The sequence below is a fragment of the Pantoea brenneri genome (genome assembly GCF_038594305.1).
GTDB lineage: Bacteria > Pseudomonadota > Gammaproteobacteria > Enterobacterales > Enterobacteriaceae > Pantoea > Pantoea brenneri.
The window spans coordinates 1-13,945 of the sequence record NZ_JBCGBG010000012.1; the positions used below are offsets into that span (position 1 = coordinate 1).

Annotated in this window: 21 protein-coding genes; 6 read left to right on the forward strand and 15 right to left on the reverse strand. The window is 52.9% G+C overall.

Going from position 1 to position 13,945, the window contains the following annotated elements; genetic code table 11:
* Positions 1-448: 448 nt before the first annotated feature.
* Entirely contained in the window at positions 449-1,003 is a 555-nt protein-coding gene (locus tag AABB92_RS22850; protein WP_031377658.1) for a gamma carbonic anhydrase family protein, read from the forward strand.
* On the opposite strand, the gene AABB92_RS22855 is transcribed toward AABB92_RS22850, so the two are convergent.
* Genes AABB92_RS22855 through dprA form a run of 6 tightly spaced genes read right to left on the reverse strand, consistent with a single transcriptional unit; the run spans position 970 to position 4,755 of the window.
* Positions 970-1,227, reverse strand: coding sequence for a DUF1488 family protein (locus AABB92_RS22855; RefSeq protein WP_031377657.1), 258 nt, complete (start codon positions 1,225-1,227; stop codon positions 970-972). The two genes, AABB92_RS22850 and AABB92_RS22855, sit on opposite strands and share 34 nt — an antisense overlap.
* On the reverse strand, positions 1,224-2,042 hold the full coding sequence (gene aroE, locus AABB92_RS22860; RefSeq protein WP_031377656.1) for a shikimate dehydrogenase: 819 nt from the start codon (positions 2,040-2,042) through the stop codon (positions 1,224-1,226). The genes AABB92_RS22855 and aroE overlap by 4 nt, the downstream gene beginning before the upstream one ends.
* Positions 2,043-2,045: 3 nt before the next feature.
* Positions 2,046-2,618: an L-threonylcarbamoyladenylate synthase type 1 TsaC gene (gene tsaC / locus AABB92_RS22865; protein ID WP_046289655.1), complete on the reverse strand. Its 573-nt coding sequence runs from the start codon at positions 2,616-2,618 to the stop codon at positions 2,046-2,048.
* Positions 2,619-2,624: 6 nt separating this feature from the next.
* Complete coding sequence (locus tag AABB92_RS22870; protein ID WP_031377655.1) at positions 2,625-3,170, reverse strand: DNA topoisomerase family protein; 546 nt, start codon at positions 3,168-3,170, stop codon at positions 2,625-2,627.
* A 24-nt stretch (positions 3,171-3,194) separates the two neighbouring features.
* On the reverse strand, positions 3,195-3,668 hold the full coding sequence (smg, locus tag AABB92_RS22875; protein ID WP_046289654.1) for a DUF494 family protein Smg: 474 nt from the start codon (positions 3,666-3,668) through the stop codon (positions 3,195-3,197).
* Positions 3,640-4,755 carry a DNA-protecting protein DprA gene (gene dprA / locus AABB92_RS22880; RefSeq protein WP_031376663.1) on the reverse strand — a complete coding sequence of 372 codons (1,116 nt, stop codon included), beginning with the start codon at positions 4,753-4,755 and terminating at the stop codon, positions 3,640-3,642. Before dprA ends, smg begins: the two co-directional genes overlap by 29 nt.
* Before the next feature lie 115 nt (positions 4,756-4,870).
* On the opposite strand from dprA, the gene def reads away from it, so the two are divergent.
* From def to mscL, 5 genes are all read left to right on the forward strand, one after another.
* A complete protein-coding gene (def, locus tag AABB92_RS22885) occupies positions 4,871-5,383 on the forward strand; it encodes a peptide deformylase (protein WP_031376664.1) in 513 nt (170 codons plus the stop codon).
* A gap of 20 nt (positions 5,384-5,403) precedes the next feature.
* The gene (gene fmt, locus AABB92_RS22890) at positions 5,404-6,348 is read left to right on the forward strand and encodes a methionyl-tRNA formyltransferase (RefSeq protein ID WP_046289653.1); all 945 of its coding nucleotides are present in this window, start codon (positions 5,404-5,406) and stop codon (positions 6,346-6,348) included.
* Between the two features lie 49 nt (positions 6,349-6,397).
* A complete protein-coding gene (rsmB, locus tag AABB92_RS22895; RefSeq protein ID WP_031376665.1) occupies positions 6,398-7,699 on the forward strand; it encodes a 16S rRNA (cytosine(967)-C(5))-methyltransferase RsmB in 1,302 nt (433 codons plus the stop codon).
* 18 nt (positions 7,700-7,717) lie between these two features.
* A complete protein-coding gene (trkA, locus tag AABB92_RS22900; RefSeq protein WP_031376666.1) occupies positions 7,718-9,094 on the forward strand; it encodes a Trk system potassium transporter TrkA in 1,377 nt (458 codons plus the stop codon).
* 121 nt (positions 9,095-9,215) lie between these two features.
* Positions 9,216-9,626 carry a large-conductance mechanosensitive channel protein MscL gene (mscL, locus tag AABB92_RS22905; protein ID WP_031376667.1) on the forward strand — a complete coding sequence of 137 codons (411 nt, stop codon included), beginning with the start codon at positions 9,216-9,218 and terminating at the stop codon, positions 9,624-9,626.
* On the opposite strand, the gene AABB92_RS22910 is transcribed toward mscL, so the two are convergent.
* The 9 genes from AABB92_RS22910 to rpmJ form a co-directional block, all read right to left on the reverse strand.
* On the reverse strand, positions 9,562-9,861 hold the full coding sequence (locus AABB92_RS22910) for an alternative ribosome-rescue factor A (RefSeq protein WP_072051056.1): 300 nt from the start codon (positions 9,859-9,861) through the stop codon (positions 9,562-9,564). The two genes, mscL and AABB92_RS22910, sit on opposite strands and share 65 nt — an antisense overlap.
* Positions 9,862-9,920: 59 nt before the next feature.
* On the reverse strand, positions 9,921-10,337 hold the full coding sequence (zntR, locus tag AABB92_RS22915) for a Zn(2+)-responsive transcriptional regulator (RefSeq protein ID WP_031376668.1): 417 nt from the start codon (positions 10,335-10,337) through the stop codon (positions 9,921-9,923).
* A complete protein-coding gene (locus AABB92_RS22920; protein ID WP_031376669.1) occupies positions 10,338-10,709 on the reverse strand; it encodes a DnaJ family domain-containing protein in 372 nt (123 codons plus the stop codon).
* A gap of 97 nt (positions 10,710-10,806) precedes the next feature.
* Entirely contained in the window at positions 10,807-11,193 is a 387-nt protein-coding gene (rplQ, locus tag AABB92_RS22925) for a 50S ribosomal protein L17 (RefSeq protein ID WP_009087575.1), read from the reverse strand.
* Positions 11,194-11,233: 40 nt separating this feature from the next.
* Positions 11,234-12,223: a DNA-directed RNA polymerase subunit alpha gene (locus AABB92_RS22930; protein ID WP_003850179.1), complete on the reverse strand. Its 990-nt coding sequence runs from the start codon at positions 12,221-12,223 to the stop codon at positions 11,234-11,236.
* Between the two features lie 25 nt (positions 12,224-12,248).
* Positions 12,249-12,869 carry a 30S ribosomal protein S4 gene (gene rpsD, locus AABB92_RS22935; RefSeq protein WP_008927131.1) on the reverse strand — a complete coding sequence of 207 codons (621 nt, stop codon included), beginning with the start codon at positions 12,867-12,869 and terminating at the stop codon, positions 12,249-12,251.
* Between the two features lie 32 nt (positions 12,870-12,901).
* Positions 12,902-13,291 (reverse strand): 30S ribosomal protein S11, encoded by a 390-nt coding sequence (rpsK, locus tag AABB92_RS22940; RefSeq protein WP_004160563.1) that lies wholly within the window; start codon positions 13,289-13,291, stop codon positions 12,902-12,904.
* A 16-nt stretch (positions 13,292-13,307) separates the two neighbouring features.
* Entirely contained in the window at positions 13,308-13,664 is a 357-nt protein-coding gene (gene rpsM / locus AABB92_RS22945; protein ID WP_003850176.1) for a 30S ribosomal protein S13, read from the reverse strand.
* Between the two features lie 146 nt (positions 13,665-13,810).
* A complete protein-coding gene (rpmJ, locus tag AABB92_RS22950; protein WP_004160566.1) occupies positions 13,811-13,927 on the reverse strand; it encodes a 50S ribosomal protein L36 in 117 nt (38 codons plus the stop codon).
* Positions 13,928-13,945 lie beyond the last annotated feature (18 nt).

The following is a 13,945-nucleotide window of genomic DNA, read 5'->3' on the forward strand; positions in this document are numbered from 1 at the left end:
AACGTCATAATGAATTTCATTATGTGTTCACTCGTGAGACTTGATATTTTTTACGTCCGGAGACGCTGATATCAATCCTGCGAGTGCCCACACAGATTGTCTGATAAATTGTTAAAGAGCAGTGCGAACAGTGCGTTAGCGTCCTGTCGCGAGGAGGCGTATATTACGCTTTCCTCCCTCAGAGTCAACCTCTTTTTCAGAAGCTTTTCTCCGGCGGCGCAGTCTCCTGTGCCTCTCAACCCGGCGGCCGGTAAGCCGTTGTTCCGTGTCGATGGAGGCGCATTATAGGGATCCCGCTTCATAGCACAACCCTTTTTTTGGATCTTTTTTCTGAGTGGTTATAAATGATCCAGATTGGTGAGATCGCCAGCGATCCAAGCCAGAATAGGCTTGTCAGCTGCCTGAAATCGCATCAGGCTGCAATGAATTCAGCATAAAGGAGAACATGATGACTTCCCCCCTTCGCCCGTATAAACATCTCTTCCCGCAAACCGGCCAGCGCGTTATGGTCGATCCAAGTAGTGTCGTCGTCGGTGACGTCATTATGGAAGATGATGTCAGTATCTGGCCGCTGGTCGCGATTCGCGGCGACGTGAACCAGGTTCGCATTGGTGCCCGTAGCAATATTCAGGATGGCAGCGTACTGCACGTTACCCATAAGTCGGCGTCCAACCCGCAAGGCTTTCCGCTTATTATTGGCCAGGAAGTCACGGTAGGACATAAAGCGATGCTGCACGGCTGCACCATTGGCGATCGTGTACTGATCGGCATGGGGTCAATCCTGCTGGATGGTGTAATAGTAGAAGAAGAGGTGATGATTGGTGCCGGAAGTCTGGTGCCGCCGGGTAAACGACTGGAGAGCGGCTATCTATACCTCGGCAGTCCGGTCAGGCAAGTCCGTCCGCTCAATGAGCAGGAAAAAGAAGGGTTACGCTACTCGGCCAGCAACTATGTCAGCTGGAAAAATGATTACCTTGGCGCAGACAACCAGACCCAGCCCTGAGTATCGACCTCGTCCTGACGGATAGCCGCTTCGGCTTCCTCTTCCAAATCCCAGCGATGGTGCTGAAACAGCGCCATCGCTTCTCCCTCACCAAAGCGGGATCTTAATGCCTCAAGGCCGATGGCACAGGTCAGCCGCATGCCGTTAACCAGCACCGGAAAACAGATGGCCTGTTGTGCTGCGTCATAATGCTCATCATCGGGAAACTGGATTGCCTGATTCATGACTGCATGGCCTGCTTCAACTGCGCAATCACCGGGGTAATTTCTGGCATCACGCCATGCCATAGATGAAAGGCATGCGCCGCCTGGCCCACCAGCATACCTAATCCATCCGCCAGATGGCGTGCACCCTGCGTCTGGCACCACTGCAGGAAAGGCGTCAGCCCGCGTTGGTAGAACATGTCATAACAGCGCAGTTCAGAATGAATAAGTGTCACAGGCAGAGGCGGCGTTTTGCCGTCTACGCCGCTCGACGTTGCATTGATCACCAGATCAAAGGTTTTGCCTGCCAGCTGCTCAAAGCCACATGTAGCAATTGCGCCGCTTTGCCGGAACAGCTCTGCCAGCTCTTCGGCCCGGGCAGCGGTACGGTTGACGATGGTAATCGTGACCCCGGCTGACAGTAGCGGCAGGATCACGCCGCGGGCTGCCCCGCCTGCCCCCACCAGCAATACATTATCACCGGGTTTGATCATCGCCAGCCGCTGAAGATCGCTCAGTAAGCCAATGCCATCGGTATTATCACCAAAGATCTGACCGTCGCTGAGTTTCTTCACGGTATTCACTGCACCCGAACGGGCAGCACGATCGCTGAGCTGATCGGCAAGCTCCCACGCCTGCTGCTTGAAAGGGAGAGTGACATTCGCGCCTTGCCCTCCCTGTTCAAAAAATGCAGTCAGCGCCTGCGGAAATCCCTCCAGTGGCGCGCAGATCCGCCCATAACGGTGCTCTATCCCCGTCTGTTCGGCAAAAGCCCGATGAATTAACGGTGATTTGCTGTGGTTGATGGGATTACCGAAAACGGCGAATTGATCCATGAGTTAGCCCTGACGTATGAGTTCGCCGCTGATGACATCGCGGATTTCTGAGGGATTCTGCCGTCCACCGGTTTTACCCGATAAGACCGGAAAATCATCCCCAAACTGGCGCTTAACCTCCTCGACCGTGCGGCACGGAGGCTGGCCTGAAAGATTGGCACTGGTTGAAACCAGCGGTTTACCAAACGCGCGGCAAAGCGCCTGCACATCGGGATGATCGCTGACGCGAATAGCCAGAGAATCAAATTGCCCGGTTAACCAGCGTGGCGTCTGCGGTGGAACCGGCACCACAAAGGTCACCGGGCCCGGCCAGCAGGCGAACATCCGTTCACGCTGAATCACCGAAAGTTCGCGATCGGAGATATAGGGTTCGAGCTGCGAATAATCAGCAGCAATCAGGATCAGCCCTTTTTCGACCGGACGCTGTTTCAGCGCCAGCAATGCCATAACGGCAGACTCGCTGTCTGGATCGCAGCCCAGCCCAAACACCGCTTCAGTCGGATAGGCGATAACGGCCTGGCGGTTTAGTTGACCTACACAATGCTCAAGTGAGCCGGCGAGATGTTGATTATCCATAATGTCTCAGTTCTCTTCAGCGATGGCTTTGCCACAACTCTTACTGGCACAAAAGCGTTTAACGCCCTGCGCCGTCTTCTTTTCTACTAATAGCGGAAACTGGCAATAGGGGCAGGCGCCAGCCACGGGCGTCAGGTTCACCGCAAACTGGCAAGCCGGATAGCGATCGCAGGAATGAAAAGTTTTGCCGTAGCGTGAACGTCGCTGGACCAGCTTACCTTGCTGGCATTGCGGGCACGCCAGCATGGTTTCATCCGGTTTATCGATGGTTTCGGTGTAACCGCATTCCGGGTAGTGGCTGCAGCCGATAAACATGCCAAAGCGCCCCTGCCGCAATACTTTATCCGCACCGCAGTCCGGACAGGCATGACCTTCCAGCACTTTGACTACGTGTCCGTCCGCCTGACTCTTCAGGGGCCGGATATAGTCACATGCAGGGTAGTTCGCGCAGCCCAAAAAAGGGCCGTGTTTACCGGAGCGTATAACCAGTTCTGCCCCGCAAGCGGGGCAGGGATCCTGTTTACGCACGGTGAAGAGTGCAGCTTTACTCATAACGATGAATGCATGAAAGGAAATTTAATGCAGCATACCTTCATTGACGTCGAATAGCAGTTCTTCCATTTGCTGATAAGCATTTTCACATCCAGGGATGTTAAACAACACCATCAGCACCACCCATTTGAGATCCTCTAAGTCAAACTCAGGGGTCTCAAGCGCCATGACGCGTTCGATGACCATTTCGCGCGTTTCCAGACTCAGCACCTGAATTTGTTCCAGGAAAAGCAGGAAACCACGGCTTTCAGCATCTAAACGGTTGCTCTCTTCATCGGTATAGATGCGCATAGAGAGCGGATCATTTGCCAGCAAAATTGGCGCAACCAGCCCTTCCTGATAGTCGGCCAACCTTTCTAACCAGTTCAACGCGCTGTAAATATCTTCACGATGAAACCCGGCATCCGTCAAGTCATCTGTCAATCTGTCCTGATCAACACCCATTTCTGCTTCGTTGTGGATATATGTCTCAAACAAGTACATGAGTACGTCGAACATGGCATGCCCTCCTCAATCGGACATAGCCGCCGGGTACAGCTGCGATCCATCCTGCTAACTCCAGTTCCAGCAACTGAGCTGAGATAACTGGCACAGGTTGGCCGGCACGTTCAGCGACAACGTCAACAGGTGTAACATCATCACCTACGTTAGCCAACACATCAGCAAATGGCAATGGAGCAACGTCACTGACATCAGAATAAATTTGGTCTGATTGTGTAACAGGCAACCAGTTCAGCGCGCTCGCCAGATCTTCCAGGATGTTATTCGGATGAGCCACCAGCAGCGCACCCTGCTGAATCAGCCAGTTAACCCCCTCACTCAACGGATTGCCCAATGCGCCCGGCAGTGCGTAGACATTGCGGTTCTGTTCCAGTGCATAACGGGCGGTAACCAGTGAGCCGCTCTTCAGCGACGCTTCAACCACCAGCACGCCGAGGCTTAAACCGCTAATGATACGATTACGGCGCGGAAAATTGTGTGGATGGGGAATGGTGGTCAGCGGAAACTCTGAGATAAGCGCGCCGCCCTGCTCAACAATCTCGCCGGCCAGCCGCAGGTGACTCTTCGGATAGAGGTGCTGAAGACCACTGCCTAACACCGCCATCGTTTTGCCACCAACGTTAAGGGCCGCCTGATGTGCCACACCGTCAATACCGCGAGCCAGGCCGCTGGTAATGGTAAGACCACTCAGCGCCAGCTGCTGGGCAAACCAGTCGCACCAGTAACGACCATAGTGCGACCCATTACGACTGCCCACCACGGCAAGCTGAGGATTATTCAGTACCACAGGATCACCCTGGACATACAGCAACGGCGGAAAGCGTGCGGTTTCCATTAACCGGGCAGGATAACCGGCATCCAGAGCGGTGAGCAGATGGTGATGGTGACTGTTTGCCAGCCAGTGTCGGATCTCATCTACCTGCTTTTCGGGCAGCGCCTGGTACTGCTGGCGTTGCGCGTCATCCAGTCCGGCCAGCATCAGATCGTCACCCGCAGCGTCCAGTTGATGGGCCATCTCAACCCAGCGTCTGCCGGTCATTCCGCTGACTGCTGCCAGCCGTACGTAGCGTGCTATTTTGTCCATCTCTGGCTCCCTGATCCCGCTTGCTTCCTGCCGCAGAATGCTGTCAATCAGCCCTCAAAAAGTCTACAATATGAGGTAGTAATCTTTTCTTAACCGAATACAGATCTGGATATTTATGTCAGTTTTGCAGGTATTACATTTCCCTGACGAGCGCCTTCGCAAAATCGCTGCGCCCGTCAAAGAAGTTAACGCAGACGTTCAGCGTATCGTTGATGATATGTTCGAGACCATGTACGCCGAAGAAGGTATCGGTCTGGCCGCTACTCAGGTGGACATCCATCAGCGCATCATCGTTATCGATGTTTCTGAAAGTCGTGAAGAGCGTTTGGTATTGATCAACCCTGAACTGCTGGAAAAAAGCGGCGAAACCGGTATCGAAGAGGGTTGTCTCTCTATCCCTGAACAGCGTGCCTTTGTGCCGCGTGCGGAACGGGTAAAAGTTCGTGCGCTGGATCGTGACGGCAACAGTTTTGAACTGGAAGCCAACGATCTGCTGGCCATTTGCATCCAGCATGAGATCGATCATCTGGAGGGCAAACTGTTTATTGATTATCTGTCGCCATTAAAACGCCAGCGAATCAAAACAAAGTTAGAGAAGCTGGCGCGCCAGAACGCGCAGGCTTCCTGAGCATCTAAGAAGGGATAAACGTGTCTGCCCCGCTAAAAATTATCTTTGCTGGCACACCTGACTTTGCAGCGCGTCATCTTGACGCGCTGCTTGCTTCTGAGCATCAGGTAGTTGGCGTATTCACGCAGCCCGACCGTCCCGCAGGTCGCGGTAACAAGTTAACGCCCGGCCCGGTTAAAACGCTGGCGCTGGCGCATGATATTCCGATTTATCAACCCCGGTCATTGCGACCTGAAGAGAACCAACAGCTGGTCGCCGATTTACAGGCCGATGTGATGGTTGTAGTGGCATACGGGCTGATTTTACCGAAAGCGGTGCTCGATATGCCGCGTCTCGGCTGTATCAATGTGCATGGTTCCCTGCTGCCGCGCTGGCGTGGCGCAGCGCCGATTCAGCGTGCGCTCTGGGCTGGTGACAGCGAAACCGGTATCACCATCATGCAGATGGATGTGGGCTTAGATACCGGTGACATGCTGCATAAACTGACCTGCCCGATCACCGCTCAGGATACCAGCGCGACACTGTACGACAAGCTGGCGCAACTCGGACCGCAGGGCTTGCTTGATACGCTGAGCTTACTCGCCAGCCAGCAGGCTGTGCCCGAAAAGCAGGATGATTCACTCGCTAATTACGCTGAGAAGCTGAGTAAAGAAGAGGCACGTCTGGACTGGACGCTGCCGGCCGAACAGCTCGAACGCTGTATCCGGGCATTTAACCCCTGGCCGATGAGCTTCTTCACGGTTGATGACCAGCCGGTTAAAGTCTGGCAGGCCAGCGTATTGCCCCACAGCGATCATCAGCCTGGTGAAATCATCCGAGCTGATAAGCATGGCATCCAGGTGGCTACCGCTCAGGGTGTGCTTAATCTGTTGCAGTTACAGCCCGCCGGTAAAAAACCGATGTCGGCTCAGGATCTTCTCAACTCGCGCCGGGAATGGTTTGAAGCTGGAACCCTTCTGGACTGACTCTCTGGCCCGGTCATGCACCGGGCTTTTTGTTTGATGACAAAACCCTATGAATAAATCAACCAACCTGCGTAGCCTCTGCGCTCAGCTCATTGAACGCGTTGTCGATAAAGGCGAATCGCTTAATACGGCGCTACCGGCGGCGCAGAAAAAACTCTCCGACAAAGACAGCGCCTTAGTGCAGGAGATTTGCTTTGGCGTGTTACGTACGCTGCCACAGCTTGAAGCCTTAATCGGTAAGCTGATGGAACGTCCGCTTACCGGTAAACAGCGTGTTTTGCACTATCTGATAATGGTCGGCCTCTATCAGCTGGAATATACCCGCGTTCCTGCTCATGCGGCGCTGGCTGAAACGGTTGCCGGTGCTGAGGTTCTGAAACGTACCAGCCTGAAAGGATTGCTGAACGGTGTTTTGCGTCAGTATCAACGTCAGAGAGAAGAGTTGCTTGCCAGTATTCAGGATGGTCCGCAACGTTATCTTCATCCGGGCTGGCTGTTAAAGCGGTTACAGCATGCCTGGCCGGAACAGTGGCAGCAGATCGTAGAAGCAAACAACCTTCGTCCACCGATGTGGTTGCGCGTCAACCGTCAGCATCACCACCGTGGCGGATGGCTGGCAATGCTGACCGACAGCGGTAAACATGCGCATCCCGCCGCAGATGCACCGGATGCGCTGCGTCTTGAATCACCCGCGCCGGTCAGCCAGTTACCCGGCTTCGACCAGGGCTGGGTGACCGTTCAGGATTTATCAGCCCAGCGTTGCGCGTTACTGCTGGAGCCGCAGGATGGCGAGCAGATTCTTGATCTGTGCGCTGCGCCTGGCGGCAAAACAACCCACATTCTGGAAGTGGCTCCCAAGGCTCAGGTACTGGCAGTCGATGTGGATGCGCAGCGCCTTAAACGCGTGGAAGAAAATCTTCAGCGTCTGGGTATGAAAGCTGAAGTGAAGCAGGGCGATGGCCGCACCCCACAACAGTGGTGCGGCGAACGCCAGTTTGATCGTATTCTGCTGGATGCGCCCTGCTCGGCAACCGGCGTCATTCGTCGTCACCCGGATATTAAGTGGCTGCGTCGCGATCGCGACATCGCTGAACTGGCGAAGCTGCAAAGCGAAATTCTGGATGCGGTCTGGCCACTTCTCAAACCTGGCGGCACCCTGCTATACGCCACCTGTTCGATCCTGCCGGAAGAGAATCATCAGCAAATTGAAGCCTTTTTGCAGCGTCAGTCCGATGCTGAAGCACAACCGCTGCAGGATGCGCCGGCCAGTGGCTGGCAGGTCTTTCCTGAGGCTGAAGGCGGAGATGGTTTCTTCTACGCTAAGCTGTTAAAAAAACCGGATGCTAATTGATATGAGCGTTGATGAGCGATGAAAATAATCATTCTGGGTGCAGGACAGGTCGGCGGGACGCTGGCAGAAAACCTGGTCGGTGAAAACAACGATATCACCGTGGTCGATACCGACGCATCGCGCTTACGCCATCTGCAGGATAAGTTCGACCTGCGCGTGGTGCAGGGTCATGGTTCGCATCCGCGGATATTGCGTGAGGCGGGCGCGGAAGATGCCGACATGCTGGTCGCCGTGACCAATTCCGATGAAACCAACATGATCGCTTGCCAGATCGCCTACTCACTTTTCAATACGCCTAACCGTATCGCCCGGATCCGCGCCGCAGACTATCTGCGCGATGCGGATAAACTGTTTATTCCTGAGGCGGTCCCTATTGATCATTTGATTTCACCCGAACAGTTAGTGATCGATAATATTTACCGTCTGATCCAGTATCCCGGTGCGTTACAGGTCGTGAATTTTGCTGAAGGCAAAGTCAGCCTGGCGGTGGTCAAAGCCTATTATGGCGGGCCGCTGGTTGGTAATCCGCTCTCAATTATGCGTGAGCACATGCCGCACATTGATACGCGCGTAGCCGCCATTTTTCGTCAGGATCGGCCTATTCGTCCGCAAGGCTCCACCATTGTTGAAGCGGGCGACGAAGTGTTTTTCATCGCCGCCAGCCAGAATATTCGAGCGGTGATGAGTGAAATGCAGCGACTGGAGAAGCCGTACAAACGCATCATGCTGGTGGGCGGCGGCAATATTGGTTTTGGTCTGGCGCAGCGGCTGGAGAAAAATTACAGCGTTAAGCTGATTGAACGTAATCCACAGCGCGCCGCAGAACTGGCGGAGCATCTGCAGGACACCATCGTCTTTTATGGTGATGCGTCAGATCAGGAGCTGCTGGCTGAAGAACATGTTGAGCAGGTTGATCTGTTCATTGCCGTCACTAATGACGATGAGGCCAACATCATGTCCGCCATGCTGGCGAAAAAGATGGGGGCCAAAAAAGTGATGGTGCTGATTCAGCGCCGCGCCTATGTCGACCTGGTGCAGGGCAGCGTGATCGATATTGCGATTTCGCCACAGCAGGCCACTATTTCAGCCTTGCTGGGCCACGTGCGTAAAGCTGATATCGTTGGCGTCTCTTCACTACGACGGGGCATCGCCGAAGCGATCGAGGCGATTGCACACGGTGACGAAACCACCTCACGCGTGGTCGGCCGCTCAATTGATGACATCAAATTGCCGCCTGGCACCATCATTGGTGCCGTAGTACGCGGCGATGATGTGATGATTGCCAACGACAACCTGCGCATTGAGCAAGGCGATCATGTCATCATGTTCCTGACCGACAAGAAGTTTGTTTCAGATGTGGAGCGTCTGTTCCAGCCGAGTCCGTTTTTCCTGTAACGGCAGCGTAATTATTGATGAATTAACCCAGCGGGAAACTGCCGCATAATTCCATGGGATGATGGCAAAAACAGCAGGGTTTGTTAGACTTTAGGGCATTGGCCAGGGCAAGGAGATAAGTATGAGTTTATTCAAAGAGTTTCGTGATTTCGCAATGCGCGGTAACGTGGTGGATCTGGCGGTGGGTGTGATCATCGGCGCCGCGTTTGGCAAGATCGTGTCATCATTAGTCGCCAACATTATTATGCCGCCGTTGGGTCTGCTGATTGGTGGTGTCGACTTCAAATCGTTTAGCTGGGTGCTTAAGCCTGCGGTCGGTGACACGCCTGCCGTTGTGATGCAGTACGGTGTGTTTCTGCAGACCATCTTCGACTTCGTAATCATCGCTTTTGCCATTTTCATGGCGATCAAACTGATGAACCGTCTCTATACTAAAAAAGAAGTCGAGAAGCCGGCTGCCAAGCCCTCTAATGAAGAAGTCCTGCTGACAGAAATTCGTGATTTGCTGAAGCAGCAAAATACCCGGGTTTAAAAAATAAGCCGCCTGCCGGGCGGTTTTTTTTCGCTCTGAAAGCAGAAGGCCAGTGATAAGATGCTGTCTTATCACTGGCCTCCCAGTTCTGCCCCTTAACATGTTTATCTTTGCGCTTAAAACTCCCCTTCCCTTTTTGCTTCTGTTCAATGCGCTGCCGGAATAGTGGGTCATGTAACAGTGCTTCAATCGCATTGTCGCGAATCTGCCCTTTGGTATGCTGATATTTGCTCATGGTTCCTCCTGTTGGAATCGCGAGATACTTTATTCCTTTGGCTGAAAAAAACAATATCTCTAACTGCTCAGACTCTCACCTCGTTCGAGGGCTTCAAGAATTGAGCACGAAACGCTACTGTGACTGTCACCACAGCAGGCATCCGACAGATGCTGGAGCGATCGCTGCATGGTTTCCAGCTCAGCAATCATCTGCGCGACCTCATTGAGGCGTTTTTCAACAATCGACTTCGACTCCTGGCAGGTGTGATGTGCCGGATCGACGCGGATTGAAAGCAACTCCCGGATAGCTTCAAGACTGAAACCGAGTTTACGACCGTAGCGGATAAACTTCAGGCGTTGCAGATCGCTTTCACTGTATAAACGAAAACCCCCTTCGGTACGTCCGTCATGATCCATCATCTGCTGTTTCTCATAGAAACGGATGGTATCTGGCGTGACGTCGGCGAGTTTTGCCAACTGACCAATCCTGAACATCTACTTCTCCTGATTGAAACGTTGCTGAAGAGCGGCGGCATAGTCGCCATGCAGAAAATCGGTGCGCATGCCGGCTTGCTGAAGCCTGAGCTCAAGAACGTTAAAGCGGCGACACTGATCCTGATAACGCGGATCGGCGGGATCGAGCTGACGTAGCAGATCGTTAACTTCGATCGCTTCACGACGCAGTTCGAGTTCGGGCGGCAGGAAACCGGCGTTCTTTAGCAGCCGATAGCCGGCGCGAAGTTCAGGTGGTACATGACTGTCATCATCAAGCTGAAGCGGCTTGCCTTCACCAGGCAGTTGACTCAGCTCGCCCTTTTCCAGCGCGGCTTTAATGTGTTGTTCTGCAAGTTGATCAACCAGCCACATCGTAAACTCCTCAGCTCAGCGAATTACTCAGCCCTAAAGGTAGTAAATTTTGGGCAATAAAAAACCCGCCGAAGCGGGTTTTTTACTTTACTACAGATTACTCTGCAGCTGCTTCTGCTTGAGCTTCTGGACGATCAACCAGCTCGATGTATGCCATCGGAGCGTTGTCACCAGCGCGGAAGCCACACTTCAGAATGCGAGTGTAACCACCGGCACGGCTCGCGAAACGCGGGCCAAGCTCATTAAACAGTTTTGCCACGATCTCGTTATCACGAGTGCGGGCGAATGCCAGACGACGATTAGCTACGTTGTCGGTCTTGGCAAGAGTAATCAGCGGCTCAACTACGCGGCGCAACTCTTTGGCTTTCGGCAGAGTCGTCTTGATGATCTCATGACGAACCAGAGAGCCAGCCATGTTACGGAACATAGCCTGACGATGGCTGCTGTTGCGGTTCAGTTGACGACCACTCTTACGATGGCGCATGACCTTATCCTTCTCAGTGAAACCTTAACCTGTGATCGGGTTATTCATCAGCAATGCTTGCCGGCGGCCAGTTCTCAAGGCGCATGCCCAGAGAAAGTCCACGTGAGGCGAGCACATCTTTAATCTCAGTAAGAGATTTTTTACCCAGGTTAGGCGTTTTAAGCAGCTCAACCTCGGTACGCTGTACCAGATCACCGATGTAGTGGATAGCTTCTGCCTTAAGGCAGTTAGCAGAGCGGACAGTCAATTCCAGATCGTCAACAGGGCGCAGCAGGATCGGATCGAATTCTGGTTTCTCTTCTTTAACTTCCGGCTGACGTACATCACGTAAGTCAACGAAAGCTTCAAGTTGTTCTGCCAGAATGGTTGCCGCACGACGAATCGCCTCTTCAGGATCGATTGTACCGTTGGTTTCCATTTCGATGACCAGCTTATCCAGGTCGGTGCGCTGTTCGACGCGCGCTGCTTCAACATTGTAGGCAATACGGTCTACAGGGCTGTAGCAAGCGTCAACCAACAGGCGGCCGATTGGGCGCTCATCTTCTTCCGAATGAATTCGGGCAGAAGCCGGCACATAACCACGACCACGCTGAACTTTGATACGCATGCTGATAGCGGCGTTCTCATCGGTCAGATGGCAGATCACGTGCTGAGGCTTGACGATTTCGACATCACCATCATGGGTAATGTCGGCTGCAGTCACAGGGCCAATGCCAGATTTATTCAGGGTCAGAATGACTTCATCTTTACCCTGAACTCTTACCGCCAGCCCTTTCAGGTTGAGCAGGATTTCCAGGATATCTTCCTGTACGCCCTCTTTGGTGCTGTACTCATGTAGTACACCATCAATTTCAACCTCGGTCACCGCGCAACCCGGCATGGAAGAAAGCAGAATACGGCGCAGTGCGTTACCAAGAGTATGGCCAAAGCCACGCTCTAAAGGCTCAAGGGTCACCTTGGCGTGCGTCGAACTCACTTGCTCGATATCTACCAGGCGCGGTTTTAGAAACTCTGTCACAGAACCCTGCATTGTGTCCTCTCTTTGGTACTAAGCTTTACTTAGAGTAAAGCTCGACGATCAGGTGTTCGTTAATGTCCGCAGACAGATCAGTACGCTCAGGAATACGCTTGAACACACCTTCCATCTTAGTCGCATCAACTTCCAGCCAGGTTGGCTTTTCACGCTGCTCAGCCAGCTCCAGAGCGGCCTTCACGCGAGATTGCTTTTTGGCTTTCTCACGGATGCTAACGACATCATTCGGAGATACCTGATAAGAAGCGATGTTAACAACGCGGCCATTTACCAGAACAGACTTATGGCTCACCAGCTGACGTGCTTCCGCACGAGTGGCACCAAAGCCCATACGATAAACTACGTTGTCCAGACGGCCTTCCAGCAGAGCCAACAGGTTTTCACCGGTGTTGCCTTTCAGACGTGCTGCTTCTTTATAGTAGTTACGGAACTGACGCTCGAGCACGCCGTAGATACGACGAACTTTCTGCTTCTCACGTAACTGACCGCCGTAATCAGACAGACGCGGTTTACGCGCACCATGCTGACCAGGCGCTTGTTCGATCTTACACTTGGAATCAATCGCGCGAACGCCAGACTTAAGGAATAAGTCAGTGCCCTCACGACGGCTCAGCTTGAGCTTAGGACCCAAATATCTTGCCATTTTCTTTCTCCAACTATCCTAAAAAACGGGCGTTATACGCGACGTTTTTTCGGCGGACGACAACCGTTATGAGGGATCGGAGTCACATCAGTAATATTAGTGATGCGGAAACCAGCGGCGTTCAGTGCACGAATTGTTGATTCGCGACCCGGACCCGGACCCTTAACCATAACTTCCAGGTTCTTAATACCGTAATCTTTTACCGCTTCTGCACAGCGCTCTGCAGCGACCTGAGCAGCAAACGGAGTGGATTTACGTGAACCGCGGAAACCGGAACCACCGGCGGTTGCCCAACCCAGTGCGTTACCCTGACGATCAGTAATAGTAACGATGGTGTTGTTAAAAGAAGCATGGACATGAGCCACGCCATCTGAGACTTGTTTTCTTACACGCTTACGTGCACGAACTGGTGCCTTTGCCATTATTTACTCACCCCGATTATTTCTTGATCGGTTTACGCGGACCCTTACGGGTACGTGCGTTGGTCTTAGTACGCTGACCGCGAACCGGAAGACCACGACGATGGCGCAAACCACGGTAGCAACCAAGGTCCATAAGACGCTTGATGCTCAGGGTGATTTCACGGCGCAGATCACCTTCTACAACGAATTTCGCAACTGCATCACGCAGCTGATCAATTTGTTCTTCAGACAGCTCACTGATCTTAACATTTTCAGCAATACCCGTTGAAGCGCAGATGGCTTTAGAACGAGTTTTACCGATACCGAAGATCGAAGTTAATGCGATAACGGTATGTTTTTGATCAGGAATGTTAATGCCTGCTATACGGGCCACTATGCACTCCTATAATTAAATAAGCACGTCCCATGCTGAAAAGCCCGTTTTCAGGATACTCAAATGGAAACGCACTGACATACAAAAGATTGGCTGGCTAATCTAGCCAGCTCAACCCGACTTTGCAAGAAAAATATGTGACAAAATCAGCCTTGGCGCTGTTTATGCTTTGGCTCGGCGCTGCAGATCACACGGACGACACCGTCGCGACGAATGATTTTGCAGTTACGACATAATTTCTTGACGGAAGCACGAACTTTCATTTTTACTCTCCGTAACTT